General features: G+C 51.3%; 19 protein-coding genes and 1 pseudogene. 13 read left to right on the top strand and 7 right to left on the bottom strand.

The features are described from left to right. Window positions 1–163: 163 nt before the first annotated feature. Window positions 164–397 (bottom strand): cold shock-like protein CspD, encoded by a 234-nt coding sequence (gene cspD / locus ACMV8I_RS08130; RefSeq protein WP_498864648.1) that lies wholly within the window; start codon window positions 395–397, stop codon window positions 164–166. 387 nt (window positions 398–784) lie between these two features. On the opposite strand from cspD, the gene clpS reads away from it, so the two are divergent. Beyond that, complete coding sequence (gene clpS, locus ACMV8I_RS08125; protein WP_498864647.1) at window positions 785–1,105, top strand: ATP-dependent Clp protease adapter ClpS; 321 nt, start codon at window positions 785–787, stop codon at window positions 1,103–1,105. Window positions 1,106–1,132: 27 nt separating this feature from the next. Continuing rightward, the gene (gene clpA / locus ACMV8I_RS08120) at window positions 1,133–3,412 is read left to right on the top strand and encodes an ATP-dependent Clp protease ATP-binding subunit ClpA (RefSeq protein WP_498864646.1); all 2,280 of its coding nucleotides are present in this window, start codon (window positions 1,133–1,135) and stop codon (window positions 3,410–3,412) included. A 217-nt stretch (window positions 3,413–3,629) separates the two neighbouring features. Here the strand turns inward: clpA and infA are convergent, their stop codons facing one another. The 6 genes and pseudogenes from infA to ACMV8I_RS08090 all read right to left on the bottom strand — a co-directional run. Continuing rightward, window positions 3,630–3,848, bottom strand: coding sequence for a translation initiation factor IF-1 (infA, locus tag ACMV8I_RS08115; protein ID WP_004244560.1), 219 nt, complete (start codon window positions 3,846–3,848; stop codon window positions 3,630–3,632). A 93-nt stretch (window positions 3,849–3,941) separates the two neighbouring features. Then, window positions 3,942–4,676 (bottom strand): leucyl/phenylalanyl-tRNA--protein transferase, encoded by a 735-nt coding sequence (aat, locus tag ACMV8I_RS08110; protein WP_498864645.1) that lies wholly within the window; start codon window positions 4,674–4,676, stop codon window positions 3,942–3,944. A gap of 33 nt (window positions 4,677–4,709) precedes the next feature. Beyond that, complete coding sequence (gene cydC / locus ACMV8I_RS08105) at window positions 4,710–6,431, bottom strand: heme ABC transporter ATP-binding protein/permease CydC (protein ID WP_498864644.1); 1,722 nt, start codon at window positions 6,429–6,431, stop codon at window positions 4,710–4,712. A gap of 2 nt (window positions 6,432–6,433) precedes the next feature. Continuing rightward, window positions 6,434–8,200 (bottom strand): heme ABC transporter permease/ATP-binding protein CydD, encoded by a 1,767-nt coding sequence (gene cydD / locus ACMV8I_RS08100; RefSeq protein ID WP_498864643.1) that lies wholly within the window; start codon window positions 8,198–8,200, stop codon window positions 6,434–6,436. A gap of 137 nt (window positions 8,201–8,337) precedes the next feature. Then, entirely contained in the window at window positions 8,338–9,306 is a 969-nt protein-coding gene (gene trxB / locus ACMV8I_RS08095) for a thioredoxin-disulfide reductase (protein WP_498864642.1), read from the bottom strand. Between the two features lie 281 nt (window positions 9,307–9,587). Next, a pseudogene (locus tag ACMV8I_RS08090) lies at window positions 9,588–9,740 on the bottom strand (hypothetical protein); the annotation flags it as partial. A gap of 304 nt (window positions 9,741–10,044) precedes the next feature. Between ACMV8I_RS08090 and lrp the strand changes: the two are divergent. The 11 genes from lrp (at window position 10,045) to napF (ending at window position 25,632) form a co-directional block, all read left to right on the top strand. Further along, on the top strand, window positions 10,045–10,539 hold the full coding sequence (lrp, locus tag ACMV8I_RS08085) for a leucine-responsive transcriptional regulator Lrp (protein WP_013574775.1): 495 nt from the start codon (window positions 10,045–10,047) through the stop codon (window positions 10,537–10,539). 121 nt (window positions 10,540–10,660) lie between these two features. Further along, window positions 10,661–14,080: a DNA translocase FtsK 4TM domain-containing protein gene (locus ACMV8I_RS08080; protein ID WP_498864641.1), complete on the top strand. Its 3,420-nt coding sequence runs from the start codon at window positions 10,661–10,663 to the stop codon at window positions 14,078–14,080. A 193-nt stretch (window positions 14,081–14,273) separates the two neighbouring features. Beyond that, window positions 14,274–14,885 (top strand): outer membrane lipoprotein periplasmic chaperone LolA, encoded by a 612-nt coding sequence (gene lolA, locus ACMV8I_RS08075; RefSeq protein ID WP_498864640.1) that lies wholly within the window; start codon window positions 14,274–14,276, stop codon window positions 14,883–14,885. A gap of 7 nt (window positions 14,886–14,892) precedes the next feature. Further along, window positions 14,893–16,236: a replication-associated recombination protein A gene (locus ACMV8I_RS08070; protein ID WP_498864639.1), complete on the top strand. Its 1,344-nt coding sequence runs from the start codon at window positions 14,893–14,895 to the stop codon at window positions 16,234–16,236. Between the two features lie 106 nt (window positions 16,237–16,342). Next, a complete protein-coding gene (serS, locus tag ACMV8I_RS08065) occupies window positions 16,343–17,635 on the top strand; it encodes a serine--tRNA ligase (RefSeq protein ID WP_498864638.1) in 1,293 nt (430 codons plus the stop codon). A gap of 324 nt (window positions 17,636–17,959) precedes the next feature. Next, window positions 17,960–20,380 (top strand): selenate/tellurate reductase subunit YnfE, encoded by a 2,421-nt coding sequence (gene ynfE / locus ACMV8I_RS08060; protein WP_498864757.1) that lies wholly within the window; start codon window positions 17,960–17,962, stop codon window positions 20,378–20,380. 94 nt (window positions 20,381–20,474) lie between these two features. Then, window positions 20,475–22,922 carry a dimethylsulfoxide reductase subunit A gene (gene dmsA / locus ACMV8I_RS08055; RefSeq protein WP_498864637.1) on the top strand — a complete coding sequence of 816 codons (2,448 nt, stop codon included), beginning with the start codon at window positions 20,475–20,477 and terminating at the stop codon, window positions 22,920–22,922. A gap of 10 nt (window positions 22,923–22,932) precedes the next feature. Next, entirely contained in the window at window positions 22,933–23,550 is a 618-nt protein-coding gene (locus tag ACMV8I_RS08050; protein ID WP_498864636.1) for a DMSO/selenate family reductase complex B subunit, read from the top strand. Window position 23,551: 1 nt separating this feature from the next. Beyond that, window positions 23,552–24,409, top strand: a complete 858-nt coding sequence (locus tag ACMV8I_RS08045; RefSeq protein WP_498864635.1) for a DmsC/YnfH family molybdoenzyme membrane anchor subunit — start codon at window positions 23,552–23,554, stop codon at window positions 24,407–24,409. A 54-nt stretch (window positions 24,410–24,463) separates the two neighbouring features. Beyond that, complete coding sequence (gene dmsD / locus ACMV8I_RS08040) at window positions 24,464–25,072, top strand: Tat proofreading chaperone DmsD (RefSeq protein ID WP_498864634.1); 609 nt, start codon at window positions 24,464–24,466, stop codon at window positions 25,070–25,072. Further along, window positions 25,072–25,632, top strand: coding sequence for a ferredoxin-type protein NapF (gene napF, locus ACMV8I_RS08035; protein ID WP_498864633.1), 561 nt, complete (start codon window positions 25,072–25,074; stop codon window positions 25,630–25,632). The genes dmsD and napF overlap by 1 nt, the downstream gene beginning before the upstream one ends. Window positions 25,633–25,716: the final 84 nt, after the last annotated feature.

The following is a 25,716-nucleotide window of genomic DNA, read 5'->3' as shown; positions in this document are numbered from 1 at the left end:
CGATATTGTGACCTATTCCATCGTCAGGAAGTATGACAAATAAATGCCTTTTTCAGCTTCAGGACTTGAAGCCTGGGCAATTCTCCCCCATAAATAAAAATACCAGTCAATGTAAGACTGGCATTTGGAAAAGCATCGGTAGCAAGAGGGGACCAATAGAGCGTTATGCAGCCGGTTCGGCAACCGCTTCACTTTCCACCGGAATGATGAGGCTGGCATGATTTCCTTTTGGCCCTTCATGAACGTCAAAGCTCACTTGTTGTCCGGCTTTGAGAGTACGATAACCCTCCATCTGGATCGTGGAGTGATGCGCAAAGATGTCTTCACCGCCATTTACAGGGCAAATGAAGCCAAAGCCCTTAGCATTATTGAACCATTTAACAGTACCCGTCTCCATGCTTCTACTTCCCTCTTATGACAGTTTGGTGAGTTGAAGAGATTAAGCCAGTAAGTGAGCGTAAGTGCCCGTGGGTCGCTGAATGCAGGCGCTTCTGATGGGTATTCAGCAGACGAAATTACACTCTAGTGGAATTGATCCGGACGTCAAGAGAACGGCATTTGTCGACTGTGGGCAGATAACCAAACTTTGAAGCAGGTAACGCTATTGAAATAATTTGTTCATTATTTCAACGTTAGCGCCGATGGTAAAGACAGGTTTATGTGCTGCGGCATGATGACGTAAGAGATGGTAAAATGAATGTTAAACGTCATGACTTAAGGCAAGCACGGTGTTGTTAGTGCCCTTTTAAGTCAGAATCGATCTTCGAAGGGTAATGGGCAGGCAATGGGTAAGAATCAAGATTGGCTGAATTTTGAACACTTAGCGGCGGATAAACTAAAGGATGAGGTAAAACCGCCATCTATGTATAAAGTTATATTAAACAACGACGATTACACGCCGATGGAATTTGTGATTGACGTTCTGCAAAAGTTCTTTTCTTATGATATTGAACGTGCGACGCAATTGATGCTCCAGGTGCACTATAAAGGGAAAGCCATCTGCGGTGTGTACACTGCTGAAGTTGCTGAAACCAAAGTTGCACATGTGAATGACTATGCCAAAGTGAATGAACACCCTTTGCTGTGTACGCTGGAAAAAGCCTGATTAAGGCAATCTATTTGGGAGGTGCCTATGCTCAATCAAGAACTTGAACTCAGTCTCAACATGGCTTTCGCAAGAGCCCGTGAGCACCGGCATGAGTTTATGACCGTGGAGCACCTGCTGCTGGCGTTGCTGAGCAACCCTGCCGCCCGTGAAGCGCTTGAAGCTTGTACCGTTGACCTGGTGGCGTTACGCCAGGAACTGGAAGCGTTCATCGAACAAACCACGCCCACCTTACCTGCCAGTGAAGAAGAGCGTGATACCCAGCCGACGCTGAGTTTCCAGCGCGTTCTGCAACGTGCGGTATTCCACGTTCAGTCTTCCGGACGTAATGAAGTATCTGGTGCTAATGTCCTGGTTGCTATCTTCAGTGAACAGGAGTCCCAGGCTGCGTATCTGCTGCGCAAACATGACGTTAGTCGCCTCGACGTGGTGAATTTCATCTCTCACGGTACGCGTAAAGATGAGTCGGGCCAGACGCCAAACAATGCAGAAAACCCAGTTAACGAAGAGCAGTCGGCGGGGGAAGATCGTATGGAGAACTTCACCACTAATCTTAACCAGTTGGCGCGTGTTGGAGGGATCGATCCGCTGATTGGCCGTGACAAAGAACTTGAGCGTGCTATTCAGGTGCTTTGTCGCCGTCGCAAAAATAACCCGCTGCTGGTGGGTGAATCCGGCGTGGGTAAAACCGCTATTGCCGAGGGCCTGGCATGGAGAATCGAGCAGGGCGATGTACCGGAAGTCATTGCTGACTGTACCCTTTATTCCCTGGATATCGGTTCATTGCTGGCGGGCACTAAATACCGTGGCGATTTCGAAAAACGTTTCAAATCGCTGCTTAAACAGCTCGAACAAGACAAGAACAGCATCCTGTTTATTGATGAGATCCATACCATCATCGGTGCAGGTGCGGCATCTGGCGGGCAAGTGGATGCGGCAAACCTGCTCAAACCGTTGCTTTCCAGCGGTAAAATCCGGGTTATCGGTTCTACGACTTATCAGGAATTCAGCAATATCTTCGAAAAAGACCGCGCCCTGGCGCGCCGCTTCCAGAAGATTGATATCACAGAGCCTTCTGTAGAAGAAACCGTACAGATCATCAACGGCCTGAAAACCAAATACGAAGCGCACCATGATGTGCGTTATACCGCGAAAGCAGTACGTGCGGCGGTTGAACTGTCGGTCAAATATATCAATGACCGGCACTTGCCGGACAAAGCTATCGACGTTATTGATGAAGCGGGCGCGCGCAGCCGGTTAATGCCGGTCAGCAAACGCAAGAAAACCGTTAATGTCAGCGACATCGAAAGCGTGGTGGCACGTATTGCGCGTATTCCGGAAAAAACCGTCTCTTCAACTGACCGTGATGTGCTGAAAAACCTCAGCGATCGTTTGAAAATGCTGGTGTTCGGGCAGGATCCGGCGATTGAAGTACTGACAGAAGCGATCAAAATGAGTCGTGCAGGTTTGGGTCAGGATCACAAGCCGGTCGGTTCTTTCTTGTTCGCGGGTCCAACGGGCGTGGGTAAAACCGAAGTGACGGTTCAACTGGCAAAAGCGCTGGATATCGAACTGCTGCGCTTTGATATGTCCGAGTATATGGAACGTCATACTGTAAGCCGCCTGATCGGTGCGCCTCCGGGTTATGTCGGTTTTGATCAAGGCGGTTTGCTGACTGATGCTGTTCTGAAGCATCCGCACTCTGTCGTACTGCTGGATGAAATCGAGAAAGCGCATCCTGATGTTTTCAACCTGTTATTGCAGGTGATGGATAACGGAACGCTGACCGATAACAACGGCCGCAAGGCAGACTTCCGTAACGTTATTTTGGTGATGACCACCAACGCTGGCGTACGTGAAACAGAACGTAAGTCGATCGGTCTGGTGCATCAGGATAATAGCCCTGATGCGATGGAAGAGATCAAGAAGGTGTTTACGCCAGAGTTCCGTAATCGCCTGGACAATGTGATGTGGTTCAACCACTTGTCCACAGAAGTGATCCAGCAGGTTGTCGATAAGTTCATCGTCGAACTGCAGGCACAGCTGGATGCGAAGGGCGTTTCGCTGGAAGTCAGCGACGAAGCGCGCAACTGGTTGACGGTTAAAGGCTACGACAAGGCCATGGGCGCACGCCCAATGACCCGCGCCGTGCAGGAGAATCTGAAGAAGCCATTAGCTAACGAATTGCTGTTTGGTTCGTTGGTTGACGGTGGTTCAGTCTCCGTCGAGCTCGATAAGAGCGCTGACAAACTGACGTACCATTTCATGAGTGCGCAGAAGAAAAAAGCGGAAGGCGCTGTGCATTAAGTAGTAGCTGATAACGTAAAAGTGAAAAAGGCGATGATATCATCGCCTTTTTTATGCCTGTGATTAAGTAGAACAGACAACTGACAGAGTATACAAAGCAGAGTTACGCTACACTCGTCAAATTTCGGATACCACAAAACGCCCTTGCAACAGCAGGAAGGGCGAAAAGGGTATCCTCAGGTATCGCCAGAATAATCAGCGATGAGTGAACCGCTTATTAGCGGCTACGGAAGATAATGCGGCCTTTACTCAGGTCGTATGGGGTCAATTCTACAGTGACCTTATCGCCCGTCAGGATGCGGATGTAGTTCTTACGCATTTTACCGGAGATGTGTGCAGTAACTACGTGACCGTTTTCCAACTCAACGCGGAACATAGTGTTTGGCAGCGTATCAAGTACGGTACCCTGCATTTCAATATTGTCTTCTTTGGCCATCGAATCCTCTAGGTCTAACTACCATAGTTTTTAACCGGCAAGATAATGCCGAAAAACCCACATTATGTAAAGAAATATGGACCACGACCTTATCTATTCCCTATCCATCGGGACTATCGGCAGGTCTTCATAACGTGGGGATAAGTCTTGGGGCAGCCAGCATTCCGGTGGTAATTGATGATTTGAAAGCCGGGAAAGCAGCTGCAAAAATTGTCGGCGGGGGATCTCTCTCGCACCCAGCGACGCAGTGTGAGGGTTGAGCACCTGACAGTCAATCAGTTCTCCGCCATAGCGGGTAAAATGTTGGCAAAAAATCATCACGGCGCATTTTGATGCATTGATCTGGCGGCTAAACATAGACTCACCGCAAAAGAGGCCGCCCACGCTTACCCCGTACATGCCACCAATTAGCTCATCACCTGACCAAACCTCAACCGAATGCGCATGGCCTGAATCATGCAGATCCTGATAGCCACGTTTTATCAACTGACCAATCCAGGTGCCTTCGGCACGTTGCTGAGCACAGGCATGGACCACGTCGGCAAACGCACGGTTGAGAGTGAAGCGATAAGGCTCTTTAAGCATGAAACGGCGCAGGCTACGGCTAAGGTGCCGCTCAGGCGGAAAGAGCACAGCACGCGGGTCCGGTGACCACCACAGGATCATTTCGCCAGGGTCAAACCACGGGAAAATACCCTGATAGTAAGCGGAAAGCAGGCGTTGTTGAGTTAAATCACCACCCAGTGCCAGCAGTCCGTTAGGTTCCTGCAAAGCCGTTTCCGGCTCCGGAAAGTTGACTGAGTTCGCCTCAAGTTTAACTAACTGCATATAAAACCTTGTTCATCTTTGGACGAAAATAGATTAACCACGTGTGCGAAAACGGGCATAACGGCCTGCAAGGCTCATGAGTGTCCGGTGATCACCTTGCTCGACGATTTCCCCTTCTTCCATCACGCAAATCTTGTCCATCGTTTCAAGAGCGTAAAGGCGGTGGGTGACCAGTATCAGCGTCTTACCAAGGCAATGTCTGCGTAACAGCGCAAGTATATGGCGCTCGGTTTCGGCGTCCAGACCCTCTGTGGGTTCGTCCAGCAGCCACAGCGGTGCGTTATGCAATAAACCGCGTGCTAGCCCAAGCCGACGCTGTTCGCCGCCAGAAAGCTGTCTGCCGCCTTCTCCAAGCCAGGCATTTAGCCCTTCGTCTTCAAGCAGCACATGCAAATCAACCGCTTCCAGTGCTGAAACCATTTCGGCATCGTTGCTGTGGGGCGACGCCATCCGCAGATTTTCACGCAGCGTATTATTGAAAATATGTACCCGCTGGCTGACCACGGTCATCATCTGACGCAGGGTTGATTCCGCATAGTCGGCCAGCGGCTGGCCGTTTAGCCTGATGCTGCCACTGCCGGCATCCCATGCACGGGTCAGCAGTTGTAGCAGCGTGGATTTGCCACAGCCGGTCTTGCCCAGTAAAGCGACGTGCTCGCCCGCATTGATGTGCAGTCCAATGTTCTTTAGTACCGGTAACGGCTGACCCGGATAGGTGAAGTTGAGGCCGTCAATGTGCATCACGGCCTGGTTTTGTACTGAAGCACCCTGTAGCGGGAAGGTGACCCGCGGTGGCTGCTCAATCACCTGACTAACTCGGTTTGCGCTAGCAATGACTTGCCCCAGATGCTGAAAGGCAGCCGCAACCGGCCCAAGCGCTTCAAAGGCGGCCAGCGGCGTGAAGACAAACAGAGCAATCAGTGCACCGGGCTGAGTCAATGAGCCGAAGCCGCCTGCCGCCAGCCACAACATCAACGTTACGGTCAGCCCTGCACAGGCAATGATCATCGCCTGTGAGAGGCCTGAGAGTTTTGCTTGCTGTTGCTGGCGATGCATCCAGTGACGTTCAATGTCATCCAGCATCTGGCGAAATCGTGCCTGTGCCCCAAACACCACCAGTTCTGACTGGCCTTGTAACCAGGCGTTTAATTGTGTGCGGTAGGCTCCGCGCAGGCTGGTTAGTTCGCGGCCAATGGGCTGTCCGGCATGATAAAAAATAATCGGTAACAACAACATAAGCACCATCATTATCGCGCCAAGCGTCAGTGCAAGATTAAGATCCAGAAAGCTCAGTCCGAAGGTGACGACCAGAATAACAACCAGTGCGCTGATCAGCGGAGAGATGACCCGCAGATAAAGATGGTCTAGCGTATCAACATCTGCCACCAGACGGTTAAGCAAATCAGCCTGACGGAAACGGGCAATACCACCCGGTGACAACGGCATGATTTTAGTAAAAGTAAAGACGCGCAGATGAGCGAGAACGCGGAAAGTGGCATCGTGACTGACCAGACGTTCAGCATAGCGCCCGGCAGTACGGAATATCGCTGCACCACGTACACCTGCGGCCGGCAGCATATAGTTGAATGTATATAAACCGGCTAAACCTGCGACTGCCGAAGCGGCAAGGAACCAACCGGACAGGGTCAGCAGCCCGATGCTGGCAAGCAGCGTGACAATCGCCAGAATGATGCCCAACGAGAGTCGCAACCAGTGACGACGGTATAGCGCGAGATAAGGCAGTAGAGTTTTCATGTTTACAGCTCCTGACTGCGCTGGGCCAGCAAGCGGCAGAAAGCGCCGTTTTGCACGATTAACTGTTGATAGCTACCCTGTTCGATCAACTGGCCTTTATCCATCACCCAAACCATATCGTAATGTTCGGTATCTTCTAATTGATGCGTCACGAGAAGGGTAGTTTGTAACGCAGAGGCTTCAGTCAGTGCATGCATCACGCGTTTTTCACTATGAGCATCAAGGCTGGCGGTCGGTTCATCCAACAGCAATAACTGGCAAGGAGATAGCAGGGCGCGAGCCACGGCAACCCGTTGTGCCTGGCCGACCGACAGGCGTGCGGCGCTGTCGCCAAGTGTGGTATCCAGACCTTGCGGTAGCAGGGCTAAAAACTCGCTGACATAGGCGCGCTCAATGGCTGAATGAAGTTGCAGGTCGCTGGCATCAGGTTGATTTAACAAGATGTTGGCACGTAAAGTTTGCTCAGGGAGGTGCGGATTTTGTCCGACCCAGCCAAGCTGCTGACGCCAGTCACTGCTGCGAATATCGTGCAACTCACAGCCGTTAGCCTGTAACGAGCCCCGATAGGGCAAAAAACCCAGCAGCGCGTTGAGCAGTGAGCTTTTCCCCGCGCCGCTCAGGCCAACAATGGCAACACGGGTACCTTCGGGCAGGTCAAAATTAAGAGGCCCGGCCAGTTTTTTGCCCTCAGGTGAACAGACAATCAGATCTTTGGCCGAGAGTGATATTGGCTTCTGGCTATGCCAGCTTTGCGTGCCCTGTCCCTGACTTTCGACTTCTGAACTGAGAAACGTCAGCAGACTTTCTGCGGCACCAACAGCCTGCGCTTTGGCATGGTAAAATGCCCCGAGGTCGCGCAGCGGCTGGAAAAACTCTGGAGCCAGAATCAGTACCAAGAAGCCAGCGAACAGGGTAACCGGTGTACCGTAGCTGCCGAAATTCAGTTCACCCAGAAACGAGAAGCCAAAATAGACTGCGACGACAGCAATGGCGAGGGAAGCAAAGAACTCAAGCACGGCGGAAGATAAAAACGCCAGACGCAGCACGTCCATGGTTCTGGCGCGGAAATGTTCGGTGGATCGACTGATCTGCTCGGTTTCAGCCTGTGCGCGGTGGAACAGGCGCAGGGTATCAAGGCCCCGCAGGCTATCGAGAAAATTGCCGCTGAGGCGGGCGAGAGCAGTAAAGTTACGGCGGTTGGCATCGGCAGCACCCATGCCAACCAGCGCCATAAAGATCGGAATGAGTGGCGCAGTGACCAGAAGGATCATGCCTGCAGCCCAGTTGATCGGGAAGATGCTAACCAGGATGAGTAACGGGATGATCCCCGCCAGAGCGATTTGCGGCAGATAGCGCCCGTAGTAGTCCTGCATCTCTTCGATCTGTTCGAGGATAATGGTTGCCCAACTGCCAGCAGGTTTACCTTGAATCCACGCCGGCCCAAGTCTCTCCAGCCGGTCTAGCACCAGTTTGCGCATCTCCTGACGGATGATCTTTCCGCAGATAAAACCAACCTGTTCACGTAACCAGGTCACGATCGCACGCAGAATAAAAGTCAGGGCCAGCAACAGGAAACTTTGCAACAGGGCTTCGCGCGGCGTGTGTTGAATAATCAGGCTGTGGAGGAGTCCGGCCATGAGCCAGGCTTGAGCAAGGATCAATAAGCCCGAGAGTAAACCGAGCATCATCGACAGGCGTATCCAGCCTTTTGCGAGAGAGCTTTGTTGCTTTAACCAGCGGATCAGTTCTTGTTGTCGTGTTTTGTTCATCAGGCATCAGTCTGTGCAGCAATCCAGATGGGAGGCCGCTCATGTTACATGCTCAGACTAAAAACTGAAAACAATAAGGCGGCAATTAAGCCACCTTACTCATTATCATTTATGTGGATAATCGCTCAGCAGAGTGATTATAAATCCGGAGCTTGAGATAAGCCGTCAAGGTAACGCTCGGCGTCCAGGGCTGCCATACAACCTGTACCCGCAGAAGTGATTGCCTGACGGTAAATATGATCCATCACATCGCCCGCGGCAAAGACGCCAGGAATGCTGGTCTGGGTCGCATTGCCATGAATACCTGATTGCACTTTGATGTAGCCATTTTCCAGCGCCAGTTGACCGTCAAAAATCGCGGTGTTCGGGCTGTGACCAATAGCGATGAATACACCGGCAACGTCCAGTCTGTTCAGCTCATCAGTACGCGCATCGCGCAGGTTTGCTCCGGTTACGCCCATCTGGTCGCCCAGAACCTCATCCAGCGTTTTATGGGTGTGCAGAACAATGTTGCCGCTTTTGACTTTTTCGTTCAGGCGGTCAATGAGAATTTTTTCTGCGCGAAAGCTGTCACGACGGTGGATGAGATGCACTTCTTCAGCGATGTTGGCCAGATACAGTGCTTCTTCGACGGCTGTATTACCACCACCGACCACGGCAACTTTCTGGTTGCGATAGAAAAAACCATCGCAGGTCGCACAGGCCGAAACGCCTTTACCTTTGAAAGCTTCTTCGGATGGCAAACCGATGTAACGCGCGGAAGCACCGGTAGCAATAATCAGCGCATCACAGGTGTACTCTTCGCTGTCACCAAACAAGCGGAACGGGCGGTTTTGTAAATCAACTTTGTTGATATGGTCGAAAATGATTTCAGTATTAAATTTTGCAGCGTGCTCGTGCATACGATCCATCAGAGCAGGACCTGTCAGGCCTTCAGGATCACCAGGCCAGTTTTCAACGTCGGTGGTTGTGGTCAACTGACCGCCTTTTTCCATGCCGGTGATCAGTACCGGGGTCAGATTGGCACGGGCAGCATAAACCGCTGCGGTATAACCGGCAGGGCCTGAGCCTAAAATCAATAATTTACTGTGTTTAATCGTACTCATGAGCAATTCATCTCCGTGGTGGCGCGACTGGCAATGAAACGATTGTAGGGAAAAGCGCGTGGTAAAAAAAGCAAACTCAGATGTTGTTAGCGATTTGTCTGATAGTTTTTACGTTTAAACCCGCGTAAAAGAGAACGGTTGCTTGGCTGTAAGCTAGGTAACTGATTGATGGGCAGAGGAATATGATGCCACCCGCCGTGTTGGCCGGGTCTGTTTTGTTAAATACCCTGTGGCTTTTTTGAGAGAAATTCCGGCTTCTCGCCGGAGTTATCGTGGAAAAGTCATCTCATTGTTTGGTTATTATTGGCCGCAGAAAGATAGCTAAAAAGGGCGCGGTGTCTTTTCAATCTGGCACGTTCTTCTGATTTTGCTTCTTTTACTTTGACAATCCGCTGTGCATTTGCGAAAACATCTGGGGACGAAGAAATTAATCGCCTGCCTGTGACTTGAAATTATACGATCAGCTGCTACCTGACTCGTTTGGGATTCTAAATGGCTGGTTTTTTCTTGCGCAGGATTTAGTGAAAACAGCTTGCTGTATGCAAGCTATTAATTTCACTGCATTATTTTTTCTCGGTATCAGGTCACTGAGTGCGTTTTCTTTTGACAGGGAAGAATGCGCTTATACAGGGTGCTAAAACCTATAACAATCGGGTCTTCGCTTGGGACAAACCCTGACACATTGAAGTTGGCTAGGGTATGGCAGGTGCAGGGAAGGACAGCAGAGAGACAATAATAATGGTAGACAACAAAAAACGTCCGGGAAAAGATCTCGATCGTATTGACCGTAACATCCTCAACGAATTGCAAAAGGATGGCCGGATTTCAAACGTCGAGCTTTCCAAACGTGTAGGATTATCTCCAACGCCGTGCCTGGAGCGCGTTCGTCGTTTAGAACGCCAGGGCTTCATCAACGGTTATACTGCGTTGCTCAATCCACATTATCTGGATGCGTCGCTGCTGGTGTTTGTTGAAATAACACTCAACCGTGGTGCGCCGGATGTGTTTGAGCAATTCAATGCTGCAGTGCAAAAACTTGAAGATATTCAGGAGTGTCATTTGGTTTCTGGGGACTTCGACTATTTGTTGAAAACCCGCGTACCTGATATGTCCGCTTACCGTAAACTGTTAGGAGAGACTTTACTTCGTCTGCCGGGCGTCAACGACACCCGCACCTATGTGGTGATGGAAGAAGTAAAACAAACTAACCGACTGGTCATAAAGACCCGGTAAAGGTTCAGGTGCAAAACCTTATAAAGTTAGCTACACTCCTGTGTATCTATACAGCTCTGGCGCCGAGGCCCGTTCTCGGCGCTATTGTTTTTTCAGCCCACAGGAACCTGGAGAGCCTTTCTTGAGCCAGGAATATACAGAAGATAAAGACGTTACCTTGAAGAAACTCAGCAGTAGCCGCCGTGTATTGGAGGCTGTGCTGGTTGTGGTAGCCGTTTTCGCCGTTTACCTTATCGCGGCATTGGTGAGTTTTAATCCGTCAGATCCAAGCTGGTCGCAGACCGCATGGCATGGGCCTATCCATAATTGGGGTGGGGGAGTTGGGGCCTGGATGGCCGACACCTTATTCTTCGTTTTTGGCGTACTGGCTTATGCTATTCCACCGATCATGCTTAGCCTGTGTTGGGCTGCATTTAGTCAGCGAAATAATCAGGATCATGTCGATTACTTCTCTTTGTCGCTGCGCCTCATCGGGACGCTGGCGCTCATACTCACGTCTTGTGGGTTAGCATCGTTTAACATTGATGACCTCTATTACTTCGCCTCCGGTGGTGTGATCGGCAGTTTGTTGGCTACGGCCATGACGCCGTGGTTTAACAACGTCGGTGCAACGATGGCGCTTCTTTGCATATGGGCCGCAGGCTTAACGCTGTTTACCGGCTGGTCCTGGCTGACGATTGCAGAGAAAATTGGCGGAGTGGTGCTGGGTGTTACCACCTTTATGACCAACCGCTCGCGCCGTGATGACGATGAAGATTATGACGACCGCCATGAACACGACCTTAATGATGTACATGATGATCCGCTTCTTGATAGTGACTATGTGCCTTCAGATGCCGCACGCGCTGTGGCAACCAGCACTTCCGCATTAGCCGTTAATACTGCTTTGGGCGCGGAAGAAGATGATGATGTGTTGTTATCGGTGCCATCTGTTCATGACCCTGTGAATGAGAATACGCAGTCGCCAGCAGGCGTCACTTCCGCTGAGCAAGTCCTGGCAGAAGTCAGTCCATCCTCAGCGGCGGTACATATTCCTGCGCCGGACGCGAATATCGCGCCACCGCCACCGTTATACAGTTTTGAAATCCCACAAGAAACACCTGCTCCACAGCAACCTGCGCCACATTCAGAGTATGACAAGGATGAGCCGCGACTGGGTAACTGGGGTGCGAATGTTGATCCGATCTCTGAGCGCTCTCCGTTTGATTTCAGCACCGCGCAGCGCGACAGCAGCGATGTGAGCAGCGTTGCCGCTACTGCGGCACTGGCGACCGGGCTGGCGCAGGCCGGACAATCGACCTCATCAGCAACCAATACCTTCATGCCAGCGTTTAGCGCCGTCAGTGAGGGTAATTCTCAAATCAAAAAAGGGGTCGGACCTGAATTACCTCGTCCTAATCCAGTGCGTATCCCTACGCGCCGCGAACTGGCGTCTTATGGTATCAAATTGCCTTCCCAGCGAATGGCAGAACAGCAGGAACAGGTGACTGTACAGGCTTCTTCGGCAACGGATAGCGAAGACGATCAGGCGCTGCAGGAAGCGGCACTGAGTCAACAGTTTGCCCAACAGCAAAGCCAGCGTTACAGCGAAGAACTCCCAGACACTGAGCAGGATGAAGACGCTGCACTGCAGGAGGCTGCCCTGCGTCAGGCTTTCTCTGCCCGCGAGCAGAACCGCTATCAGCAGGAGTCGCAGGAGCCAATGGACTCAGTGCCTTATCAAGAGCGAGTATTCTCACCTGCACCGGTTCAGTCAGCTTCTGAGGCTCTGGCCGCTGCGGCAATGAACATCAGTACGCATGATGCATTCACCTTCTCGCCGATGGCGGATTTGGTGGATGACACGCCTTCGGAACCGATGTTTACACTGTCACCACAGAAAGAGGATGAGCCTGAGATCCCGACTTTCGGCCAGTCCGCACACCGTCCTTCTCATGCACCGGTTGAAGCTATTGAGCAGTACGAAGCGCCACAGCAGACGCAGGTTGTTCGGCCGAATATGGACAGCCTGATCCACCCGTTCCTGATGCGTAATGAACAACCGCTGGTCAAACCAACCACGCCGTTACCTTCACTGGATTTGCTGACGTCTCCGCCGGTTGAGTCTGAGCCGGTCGATGAGTTTGCCCTGGAACAGATGGGCAATTTAATCGAAGCTCGTCTCAACGATTACCGTATTAAAGCGGACGTTGTGGGCCGCCAGCCTGGTCCCGTGATCACCCGTTTTGAACTCGATCTGGCACCTGGCGTTAAAGCAGCACGTATTTCCAACCTTTCACGCGACCTGGCTCGATCTTTGTCCGCTGTGGCGGTCCGCATCGTCGAGGTTATACCGGGTAAGCCTTATGTGGGGCTGGAATTACCCAATAAGAAACGTCAGACCGTGTATCTACGGGAAGTGCTGGATTGTCCGAAATTCAAAGACAGCCCTTCACCACTGACCATTGTGCTGGGTAAAGATATCTCCGGTGAGCCTGTTATTGCTGACCTTGCGAAAATGCCGCATTTACTGGTGGCCGGTACGACCGGTTCCGGTAAGTCCGTCGGTGTAAATGCCATGATCCTTAGCATGCTTTATAAAGCCACGCCGGAAGAAGTGCGCTTCATCATGATCGACCCGAAAATGCTCGAGTTGTCCGTCTATGAAGGCATTCCACATTTGCTGACTGAAGTAGTCACCGATATGAAAGATGCGGCCAATGCGCTGCGCTGGTGTGTCGGTGAAATGGAACGTCGCTACAAGCTGATGTCTGCACTGGGTGTGCGTAACCTTGCAGGTTACAACGAGCGAGTGGAGCAGGCCGAAGCCATGGGGCGTCCGATTCCTGATCCATTCTGGAAACCGGGTGACGGTATGGCCGCTGAGCCGCCGTTCCTCGGAAAAGAGCCCTTTATTGTGGTGCTAGTGGACGAGTTTGCCGACCTGATGATGACGGTGGGTAAAAAAGTTGAAGAGTTGATTGCACGTCTGGCACAGAAAGCGCGTGCGGCGGGTATTCATCTGGTGCTGGCAACCCAGCGTCCGTCAGTGGATGTTATCACCGGCCTGATCAAAGCCAACATCCCAACACGTATTGCGTTTACGGTTTCAAGCAAGATTGACTCACGCACCATTCTTGATCAGGGCGGCGCCGAATCCTTGCTGGGAATGGGGGACATGCTGTATATGGCACCTAACTCCTCGATCCCTGTGCGTGTTCACGGCGCGTTTGTCCGCGATCAGGAAGTGCATGCGGTTGTTCAGGATTGGAAAGCTCGCGGTCGTCCAAAATACATTGAAAGTATCATCTCGGGTGGTGAAGAGGGTGAAGGCGGTGGTCTGGGTCTCGACAGCGAAGAAGAGCTGGATGCCCTGTTTGATCAGGCTGTAGCTTTCGTGGTGGATAAGCGTCGTGCTTCAATATCAGGTGTTCAGCGTCAGTTCCGTATCGGTTACAACCGTGCGGCGCGTATCGTTGAGCAGATGGAAGCGCAGGGCATTGTCAGTGTGCCGGGCCATAACGGTAACCGCGAAGTGTTAGCTCCACCTTCTCACGAATAAAGGTCAGCAAGGCCAGAGAGTCATTGAGGGCCGCTGTTGCGGCCCTCTGTGCAAAGAAGCGTAAACCGCAAGCTTTTCAGACGAATGAGCTACCTTTGTGCATCAGCCTCGGCTAGAGTTCGCAACATGCGTCTTTCGCCACGTGCGCAGGACAACGTCGTAGTCGCAAGAGATTTCTGAGGTAACTATAAGAATGAAAAAATTGTTAATAGTAGGTTGTTTACTGACTGCATTTACTTCCGCCTCGGTATTAGCCGATGCCAGTAGTGACCTTAAAAGCCGTCTGGGCAAACTCAATACATTCCATGCCAGTTTTACCCAAACTGTCACCAGTGATGACGGTGCGGCTGTTCAGCAGGGCGAAGGCGAGCTGTGGGTCAAACGCCCGAATTTATTCAACTGGCATATGACGTCACCGGATGAAAGTATTTTGGTATCTGACGGAAAAACCCTGTGGTTCTATAACCCGTTTGTCGAACAAGTTACTGCAACCTGGCTGAAAAATGCCACCGGCAACACGCCATTTATGCTGATCACCCGCAACGACAGCAGTGACTGGTCAAAATACAACATCAAACAGAAAGGCGATGATTTCGAATTAACGCCGAAAACGGCAGCCGGTAATCTGAAACAGTTCGCGATTAACGTTACGCCAACCGGCACCATCAAGAGCTTTACTGCGGTGGAGCAAGATGGTCAGAAAAGCGCATATAGCCTGAAAGGCCAGCAAAATACGTCGGTTGATGATGCCAAATTCAAATTTACACCGCCGAAAGGTGTGACGGTGGACGACCAGCGCCAGTGAGGTCCCTTTGAGTAATCTGTCACTCGATTTTTCCCACAATGAGTTCCAGCCACTGGCCGCAAGAATGCGGCCAGTGGCTCTTGCAGAGTATATTGGTCAGCAACATCTGCTGGCGCCGGGTAAACCGCTGCCTCGCGCAATAGAAGCGGGGCAACTGCATTCGATGATCCTCTGGGGACCACCGGGAACGGGTAAAACGACGCTGGCAGAATTGATTGGACGTTACGCCAGCGCTGATGTTGAACGCATCTCGGCTGTAACCTCAGGGATTAAAGAGATCCGCGAAGCCATTGAGCGTGCACGGCAAAACCGTGATGCGGGCAGGCGTACCATATTGTTTGTGGATGAGGTGCATCGGTTCAACAAAAGCCAGCAGGATGCTTTCCTGCCGCACATAGAAGATGGCACCATCACTTTTATTGGTGCCACCACAGAAAACCCCTCTTTCGAACTTAACTCCGCACTGCTTTCCCGTGCCCGGGTCTATTTACTTAAGTCCCTGACGTCAGAAGATATTGAGAAGGTGATCGACCAAGCGTTGAGCAATAAAGAACGAGGTTACGCCGACCAAAAGATCGTGGTCCCGGTTGAAACCCGCCGTATGCTTTCCGAACTGGTCAATGGCGATGCCCGCCGCGCTTTAAACAGCATCGAAATGATGGCCGACATGGCTGAAGTTGATGCCAAAGGCGTTCGCACATTAACCCCTGAGTTGTTGAAAGAGATCTCAGGTGAACGCAGTGCGCGCTTTGATAACAAAGGCGATCGTTATTACGATCTGATCTCAGCACTGCATAAATCCGTGCGTGGCTCCTCGCCGGATGCGGCACTTTACTGGTATGCACGCATTATTACGGCGGGTGGCGACCCGCTGTATGTTGCCCGCCGTTTGCTGGCGATTGCCTCAGAAGACGTAGGGAATGCCGATCCCCGCGCTATGCAAGTTGCCATTTCTGCCTGGGATTGTTTTACACGTGTTGGCCCAGCCGAAGGCGAGCGGGCTATTGCGCAAGCGATCGTTTATCTGGCCTGCGCACCGAAAAGTAATGCGGTGTACACCGCGTTCAAAGCTGCGATGAGGGATGCCCGTGAACAAGCGGATCACGACGTGCCCGAGCATTTGCGCAACGCTCCAACCAAGCTGATGAAAGAGATGGGGCTGGGTGCGGAATACCGTTATGCCCATGATGAACCCAACGCCTATGCCGCAGGTGAGAACTATTTCCCACCGCAAATGGCGAAAACTCAGTACTATTATCCATCATCTCGCGGGCTGGAAGGCAAGATCGGCGAAAAGTTGGCATGGCTGACTGAACAAGATCAAAATAGCCCGACAAAACGCTACCGCTAATTTTGCTCTTGCGGTAAGGTGACTTCTGGTAACTCTTTGACATGCCGCCTGTTCAGGCGGCATGCTTCATCTAATTCATAATCAAAACGACACGTACAGGATTAGCATGCTCGATCCCAATTTACTGCGCAATGAGCTAGACGCAGTTGCAGAAAAACTTGCTCGCAGAGGCTTTAAACTCGATGTAGAAACGCTGCGTTCTCAGGAAGAACGTCGTAAAGTCTTGCAGGTAGAAACGGAAACTCTCCAGGCTGACCGCAACGCTCGATCGAAATCTATTGGTCAGGCTAAAGCGCGTGGCGAAGACATCGAACCTCTGCGTCAGGAAGTGAATACGCTGGGTGAGAAACTGGACGCCGCTAAGGCTGAGCTGGATGCGTTGCAAAATGAAATTCGCAACATAGCTTTGGCTATGCCTAATTTGCCGGACGATTCCGTGCCTGCCGGTAAAGACGAAAATGATAATCAGGAAGTCAGCCGTTGGGGTACGCCCCGTCAGTATGATTTCGACGTGCGCGATCATGTATCACTGGGTGAAATGTCCGGTGGTTTGGACTTTGCCGCCGCCGTCAAACTGACCGGTTCACGTTTCGTCGTGATGAAAGGGCAGGTTGCACGTATGCATCGTGCTTTGTCACAGTTCATGCTGGACTTGCACACCGAACAGCACGGCTATCTTGAAGCCTACGTGCCGTATCTGGTTAATCATGATTCGCTGTACGGTACCGGCCAGTTGCCGAAATTTGGTGAAGACTTGTTCCATACCAAGCCACTGGATGAAGAAGCCGAAAGCAGTAATTATGCGTTGATCCCGACCGCAGAAGTTCCGCTAACCAACCTAGTGCGTGACGAAATTCTTGAAGAAGAGTCTTTGCCACTGAAAATGACCGCCCATACGCCATGCTTCCGTTCTGAAGCCGGTTCATATGGTCGCGATACCCGTGGCTTGATCCGTATGCACCAGTTCGACAAAGTCGAGATGGTACAGATTGTTTGCCCTGAAGATTCCATGCAGGCACTGGAAGAACTGACCGGCCATGCCGAGAAAGTGCTCCAGTTATTGAATCTGCCATACCGAAAAATGTTGCTGTGCACCGGCGACATGGGCTTTGGCTCCGCTAAAACCTACGATTTGGAAGTCTGGTTGCCAGCGCAGAATACCTATCGTGAAATCTCTTCATGCTCAAATATGTGGGATTTTCAGGCGCGTCGTATGCAGGCACGCTGCCGCAGTAAAGCCGAGAAAAAACCGCGTCTGGTTCATACTCTGAACGGTTCCGGTTTAGCGGTAGGCCGTACTTTGGTTGCCGTGCTGGAAAACTATCAGTTGGCCGATGGGCGGATTGAGGTTCCAGCAGTGCTGCGACCTTATATGCGTGGTTTAGAATATATCGGCTAAAAGCGCTATGTATTTTATAATATAGCGATAGGGCGCCTGCGGGCGCTTTTTTTATGGGTAAAATCGCGATCTGTACGATGGATCTACTGTTTGCTCTGGTTCAATCCCTCCTTCTTTGATAGTAAACAAAGTTATCTAACCCTTAATGAGTAATATCCACTCTATCTGAGTGGGTATCTTGCGACTTTCTCTTAATATCGCTTTTCTGGCCCACTCAACTTAACGATAACTCGCTGCTGTGTTGGCCTTTTAGGAACGCCGGGTGATCAGGTTGATTAGCGGAGCCAGAACATGTCAGAAAAGAAAATATCATCCTCTGCCGGAATGACAGGCGTCAGCCGCCGTACATTGATGAAAAGTTCTGCCTTGGTCGGTTTAGCAACTGCAGCAGGCAGCATTTTTCTGCCTTTCAGCCGTAAGGTCATGGCTGATACGTTATCACCTGAGACGAAGATCAGTGAAGACAGTGTGGTCTGGGGAGCCTGCTCTGTTAACTGCGGCAGTCGGTGTGCCCTGCGTTTACACGTTCGTGATAATGAAGTCTATTGGGTTGAGACGGACAACACCGGGCATGACGAATACGGTCACCATCAGGTTCGCGCCTGTCTGCGGGGGCGTTCCATCCGCCGCCGCATGAATCATCCTGAACGGCTTAACTATCCGATGAAACGGGTAGGCAAACGTGGCGAAGGTAAATTCAAACGCATCAGTTGGGAAGAGGCATTCGACGAGATTGCCAATAATCTCAAACGCATCGTCGACAAATATGGCAATGAAGCGGTTTATATCAACTATACCTCGGGCGTGGTGGGCGGCAATATTACCCGATCTTCACCTTATGCCTCGCTAGTTGCCCGTCTGATGAACTGCTACGGCGGTTTCCTCAGCCACTACGGCACTTATAGCACCGCACAAATAAGTTGCGCCATGCCTTACACTTATGGCAGCAACGATGGCAACAGTACCTCCGACATTGAAAACAGCAAACTGGTGGTACTGTTTGGGAATAACCCGGCAGAAACCCGCATGAGTGGCGGCGGCATCACTTACTACCTCGAGCAGGCTCGTGAACACTCGAATGCCCGCTTGATTGTGATTGATCCGCGTTATACCGACACGGCTGCAGGTCGTGAAGATGAGTGGATCCCAATCCGGCCCGGCACCGACGCTGCGCTGGTCGCTGGCCTCGCGCATGTCTTAATCACCGAGAATCTGGTGGATCAGGCTTTCCTTGATACCTACTGCATCGGTTATGACGAAAAAACACAGCCTGTCGGGGCACCGGCTAACGGCCACTACAAAGCTTATATCCTCGGGCAAGGTGACGATGCCACCGTCAAAACGCCACAGTGGGCATCGGGCATCACTGGTATTCCAGTTGACCGCATCATCAAATTGGCCCGTGAAATTGGTCAGTCAAAACCTGCCTATATTTCTCAGGGTTGGGGGCCTCAGCGTCAGGCCAATGGTGAGCTGACATCGCGGGCGATCGCCATGCTGCCAATCCTCACCGGGAATGTCGGTGTCAGCGGCGGCAACAGCGGGGCGCGTGAATCGACTTACACCATCACTATTGAACGTATGCCTGTACTCACTAACCCGGTGAAAACGCAGATCTCTTGTTTCAGTTGGACCGACGCGATTGCTCGTGGCCGTGAAATGACCGCGAAAAAAGATGGTGTACGCGGCAAAGATAAATTGGATGTACCGATTAAGTTCATCTGGAATTATGCCGGTAACACCATCACCAACCAGCACTCTGATATTAATCGCACTCATGACATTCTGCAGGATGACTCTCAGTGCGAGATGATCGTGGTGCTGGAAAACTTCATGACCTCCTCGGCGAAATATGCCGATATTCTGCTGCCAGACCTGATGACTATCGAGCAAGAAGACATTATTCCCAATGATTATGCCGGGAATATGGGTTATTTGATTTTTATTCAGCCAGCGACCACAGCTAAATTCGAACGTAAAGGTATCTACGAAACGATGAGCGAAGTTGCCCGCCGTCTCGGGCCAGACGTTTATCAGAAGTTCACTGAAAACCGCACCCAGCGGGAATGGTTACAGTACTTATACGCCAAAATGCTGATCAAAGATCCGGCGCTTCCGGCATATGAAGAACTGCGTAAGATGGGTATCTACAAACGCAAAGATCCAGACGGGCATTTTATTGCCTACAAAAAATTCCGCCAAGATCCGCAAGCTAACCCGCTGAAAACGCCGTCGGGTAAAATCGAGATTTATTCTGCCGCGCTGGCTGAAATAGCTTCTCAGTGGGAGCTGGAAAAAGACGAAATCATCAGCCCGTTGCCCGTGTACGCATCGACCTTCGAAGGCTGGGATGACCCATTACGTCACCAGTATCCATTACAGATGTTCGGTTTCCACTATAAAGCCCGCACACACTCTACTTACGGCAACATCGATATTTTGCAAGCTGCCTGCCGTCAGGAAGTGTGGATCAATCCGCTCGATGCACAGAGCCGTGGCATCGAAAACGGCGATAAAGTGAAAGTATTCAACGGGCGTGGAGAAGTTCGTGTCGCGGCCAAAGTGACACCGAGGATCATGCCAGGCGTCGTGGCGATGGGGCAGGGAGCTTGGCATCAGGCCGATATGAAGGGAGATCGCGTCGACCATGGGGCCTGTATGAACACGCTTACTACGCAGCGGGCATCTCCGCTGGCGAAAGGCAATCCGCAACACACCAATTTAATTCAAATAGAAAAAATGTAGACGAGGCGCGGACGATCTGATCCGTTTCCCATAAAAGCAGTACCTCAATGTTTGATCCCCATTCATTTGTCCGAGGGGAATTTAGGAGCATGTTATGTCAATTCATAAACAAGGGAAATCAACAGGCGACAAAGGTATCAGCCGCCGTACGTTGATGAAAAGTTCTGCCTTGGTTGGTTTAGCGGCAGCAGCTGGCGGGGTTTCTTTGCCATTTCGCAAGATTCAGGCCGCCGAAATGCCGGCCGGTAAGCCATTAGCTAACGAAAAAGTGGTATGGAGTGCCTGTACCGTCAACTGTGGTAGCCGCTGTCCGCTGAGAATGCATGTCGTTGATGGTGAAATCCGCTACGTCGAAACCGACAATACCGGTGATGATAACTACGAAGGGCTGCATCAGGTCCGTGCCTGCCTGCGTGGCCGTTCGATGCGTCGCCGGGTTTACAACCCTGACAGGCTTAAATATCCGATGAAGCGCGTCGGTGCGCGTGGTGAAGGAAAATTCAAACGCATCAGTTGGGAGGAAGCGTTTGACACTATTGCTGGCAGCATGAAAAAGATCATCGGCCAATATGGCAACGAGGCCATCTATCTCAATTATGGCACCGGTACTCTTGGTGGCACCATGACTCGCTCATGGCCACCAGGTTCTACGTTGATCGCCCGCCTGATGAATTGCTGCGGGGGGTATCTCAATCACTATGGTGACTACAGCTCTGCACAAATTGCTGCAGGTCTGAACTATACCTATGGCGGCTGGGCTGATGGCAATAGCCCGTCAGATATCGAAAACAGTAAGTTAGTGGTGCTGTTTGGTAATAACCCAGGTGAAACGCGCATGAGCGGCGGTGGCGTAACCTATTACGTCGAACAGGCACGTCAGAAATCTAATGCGCGGATGATTATCATCGACCCGCGTTATACAGATACCGGTGCTGGACGTGAAGATGAGTGGCTGCCAATCCGGCCCGGAACTGACGGTGCTCTGGCTGCAGCATTGGCTTATGTGATGATCACCGAGAATCTCGTCGACCAGCCTTTCCTCGACAAGTATTGCGTTGGTTATGACGAGAAAACGATGCCTGCTGGTGCGCCAATCAATGGCCATTATAAAGCCTACATTTTGGGGGATGGTGACGACGCTACGGCTAAAACCCCTGCGTGGGCAGCAAAAATAACCGGTATTGCAGCCGATAAAATCGTCAAGCTTGGTCGCGAAATTGGACAAGCCAAACCCGCGTATATTTCTCAAGGCTGGGGCCCGCAGCGCCATGCTAACGGTGAAATTGCCACCCGCGCTATTGCTATGCTGGCGATCTTAACCGGCAACGTAGGTATTAATGGGGGTAACTCCGGCGCGCGTGAAGGGTCTTATGAGCTGCCGTTTGTGCGTATGCCGACCCTGGAAAATCCGGTTGAGACCAGTATCTCAATGTTTATGTGGACCGACGCTATTGTCCGTGCGACTGAAATGACCGCCACGCGTGATGGCGTACGTGGTAAGGATAAACTCGATGTACCTATCAAGTTTATATGGAACTACGCAGGTAATTGCCTGATTAACCAGCATTCTGATATCAATCGTACTCATGACATCCTACAGGATGACAAACAGTGCGAGATGATTGTTGTGATCGACAACCACATGACTTCGTCAGCTAAATATGCCGACATCGTCTTGCCCGATTGTACCGCCTCAGAACAGATGGACTTCTGTCTGGATGCTTCGGCAGGCAACATGGCTTATGTCATTTTTGCCGATCAGGTTATCGAACCGCGTTTTGAATGCAAAAATATCTACACCATGACCAGCGAGATTGCCAAGCGCATGGGGGTAGAACAGCGCTTTACCGAAGGACGCACTCAGGAAGCGTGGATGCGTCATTTATATCAGCAATCGATGCAGGCTATCCCTGAATTACCAGACTTCGATACCTTCCGTCAGCAGGGTATTTTCAAACAGCGTGATCCCGAAGGGCATCATGTTGCCTATAAATCCTTCCGCCAGGATCCTAAGGCTAATCCGCTGAAAACCGCATCGGGGAAAATTGAGATCTATTCTGCCGGTTTAGCTGAAATCGCTTCTACATGGCAATTAGAATCCGATGACGTCATTGACCCGTTGCCAATCTACGCTGCCGGATTTGAAAACTATGATGATCCGCTGGCCAGTAGTTTCCCACTGCAGTTGACTGGTTTCCACTATAAAGCGCGCGCCCATTCTACCTACGGCAATGTTGACGTATTGAAGGCATCCTGCCGTCAGGAAATGTGGATCAATCCGCTGGATGCAGCGACCCGCAATATCTCCAACGGGGACATGATCCGTATTTTCAATGACCGCGGCGAAGTTCAGATTGCCGCCAAAGTCACTCCGCGCATGATGCCTGGTGTGGTGGCGCTGGGCGAGGGTGCCTGGTATTCGCCGGACAGTAAAAAAATTGACCGTGCGGGCAGCATTAACGTGCTGACTTCTCAGCGGCCTTCTCCTCTGGCGAAAGGTAATCCTTCTCATACTAACCTTGTGCAAGTGGCGAAGGTTTAAGGAATAAATTATGACAACCCAATACGGTTTTTATATTGATTCGAGCCGCTGCACCGGTTGTAAGACCTGTGAGCTGGCGTGCAAAGATTTCAAAAATTTGACGCCGGATGTCAGTTTCCGCCGTATCTACGAATACGCCGGGGGTGACTGGCAGCAGGATGGCGATGGCTGGCATCAGAATGTTTTTGCCTACTATTTGTCGATTGCCTGCAACCATTGCGAAGATCCGGCTTGCACCAAGGTTTGTCCGAGCGGCGCGATGCATAAACGCGATGACGGTTTTGTGGTGGTTAACGAAGATATCTGCATCGGTTGTCGTTACTGCCACATGGCCTGCCCGTATGGCGCACCGCAATATAATGAGGCAAAAGGTCACATGACCAAGTGCGATGGCTGCTATGAGCGCGTGGCCGAGGGCAAAAAACCCATTTGCGTGGACTCTTGTCCGCTGCGTGCGTTGGATATGGCACCTATTGAGGAGTTGCGGGCTAAATATGGCACGCTGGCGCAGGTCGCACCTCTGCCTGCTGCGCACTTCACCAAGCCGAGTATTGTCATCAAGCCCAATGCAAATTGCCGCCCTGTAGGCGATACCACTGGATATCTTGCTAACCCGAAGGAGGTTTAAGATGGGAAACGGATGGCACGAATGGCCTTTGATGGTCTTTACCGTATTAGGACAATGTGTGGTGGGCGGTTTTATCGTCTTAGCACTGACTTTACTTGGTAAACGTACCCAGGAAGAGGCGCGACGCATTCACCTGTCGATGTTTTGCCTGTGGGTGCTGATGGGACTGGCGTTTATTGCTTCAGTATTGCATCTCGGTTCGCCACTTAGAGCGTTCAACTCGCTGAATCGTCTGGGGGCTTCGGCATTGAGTAACGAAATCGGCAGCGGCTCTTTGTTCTTCGCGCTGGGCGGTATTTATTGGCTGCTGGCCGTACTGAACAAAATACCTCAGACGTTGGGTAAGATCTGGCTGGTGATCACTATGCTGGCAGGCGTTGGCTTTATTTATGCCATGTGCCGTGTGTATCAAATCGACACGGTGCCTACCTGGGATAGCGCCTATACCGCGCTGAGTTTTGGTCTGACGGTATTAATTGGTGGTCCGCTGCTCGGTGCGCTGCTGTTGCGTATGGCAAATATCGAGGGGCGCAGATTACGCCTGCTGCCGATAATCAGCCTTGTGGCGCTGATGGCCAGCATCGCAGCGGTGATGATGCAAAGTACCAGTTTGGCGATGATCAACAGTTCGGTTCAGTCTGCCTCTGCTCTGATCCCGGATTACGGTGCATTGTCTTTATGGCGCCTGGTGCTGGTAGTGCTGGGACTCGGTTGCTGGATCTGCCCGCTGGTCCTGCGTAAACATCCGGCATTGATTTCCCTTACGTTGGGCTTTGTGCTGGTGTTTGCCGGCGAGTTGATTGGCCGTGCTGTTTTCTATGGTCTGCATATGACCGTGGGTATGGCGATCGGCAGTTAATCTTCCCTTCGCGTATTGCTTAATGGCAATGCGCGCTTTCAAAATGAGTGAATTATGTCAGCAGAAGCCATCATCGCTACCGGTAAAATATTAGGTTCGCTCTTGTATTTCTCACCAAGCTCAGAGCAAGGGCAGCCACTTATCCACTGGTTGCAGAGCAGCGATTGGGAACAGGACTGGCCCTATGGCGAGCCAGAAAATCTGCAACCGATCGTAGCCCTCTTAGCGAGCAGTCAAGGATATAGTGAGTCAGAGGACGAAGCCTTTCAGCGTCTGTTTGTCGGGCCTTATGCTTTACCCGCACCGCCCTGGGGATCGGTATATCTGGATCGCGAAAGTGTGCTATTTGGCGATTCAACTCTGGCACTGCGCGAATGGATGCGCCAGAACGATATTGAACCGAACCTGACACAAGCGGAACCCGAGGATCACTTCGGCTTGATGTTAATGATGGCAGCCTGGCTGGCCGATCATTCCCCTGGTTTGCTGGATGCGTTTTTAGTTATCCATCTCTTTCCCTGGTCTTCGCGTTATTTGGCATTACTAGAGCAGCGCGCAGTTCATCCTTTTTATCAGGCGATTGCGCAGTTGGCTCAGCACACCTTGACGGGCTGGCAAGAGCAGTGCTCGTTGCCAATAATTGAACGTGAGTTGTATCACTAATGAGTGATTCTCGCGACAGTGGCTATTATCGGGCATGGATGAGTTCACGTACGGTGAGCCGCCGCGGTCTTTTTCGTGGCTTATTGACATCAGGACAACGTGCGGTACAGCAGGGAAAGGACTCCAGCCTATTACAGCGACAGATTGCTCGCCCACCTCAGGCTATTGCGGAACCGCTTTTTTTGCAGGCTTGTAATGATTGCGGAGCTTGTCGTGAAGCCTGCCCGATGGGCATCATTTCTGTTGCAGAGGGTAAACCTGAACTCGCCATTGATTATGCAGAGTGTGATTTTTGCGGAGCTTGTACACATTCTTGTGCTACCGGTGCATTAGACGTCTCGGTGGTTATGGACACTGGGTTGCGTCCGACAATTTCTGCCGGTTGTCTGGGGCGGCTGGATGACCTGTGCCGAATGTGCGAAATTGCCTGTCCGCGCACGGCAATATTTTTTAATCAACAGAATCAACCCGTCGTGGATAGTACCCGTTGCAACGGTTGCGGAAAATGCAAACTCGTTTGTTATCATGGTGATATTGATTTATCATTATTAAACCCCTAGTACTGTCCACCGCCATTGATGAGTGATTTGAATCATCGGCCAGCAGTTTGTGCTTATCCCCGTTTTCACCTGATTGACTTTTAA

Origin of the sequence: Ewingella sp. S1.OA.A_B6 (assembly GCF_049889095.1) — a bacterium.
GTDB lineage: Bacteria > Pseudomonadota > Gammaproteobacteria > Enterobacterales > Enterobacteriaceae > Ewingella.
Note: the sequence above shows the minus strand (reverse complement) of the source record. Positions and strands in the feature narration are given on the sequence as shown.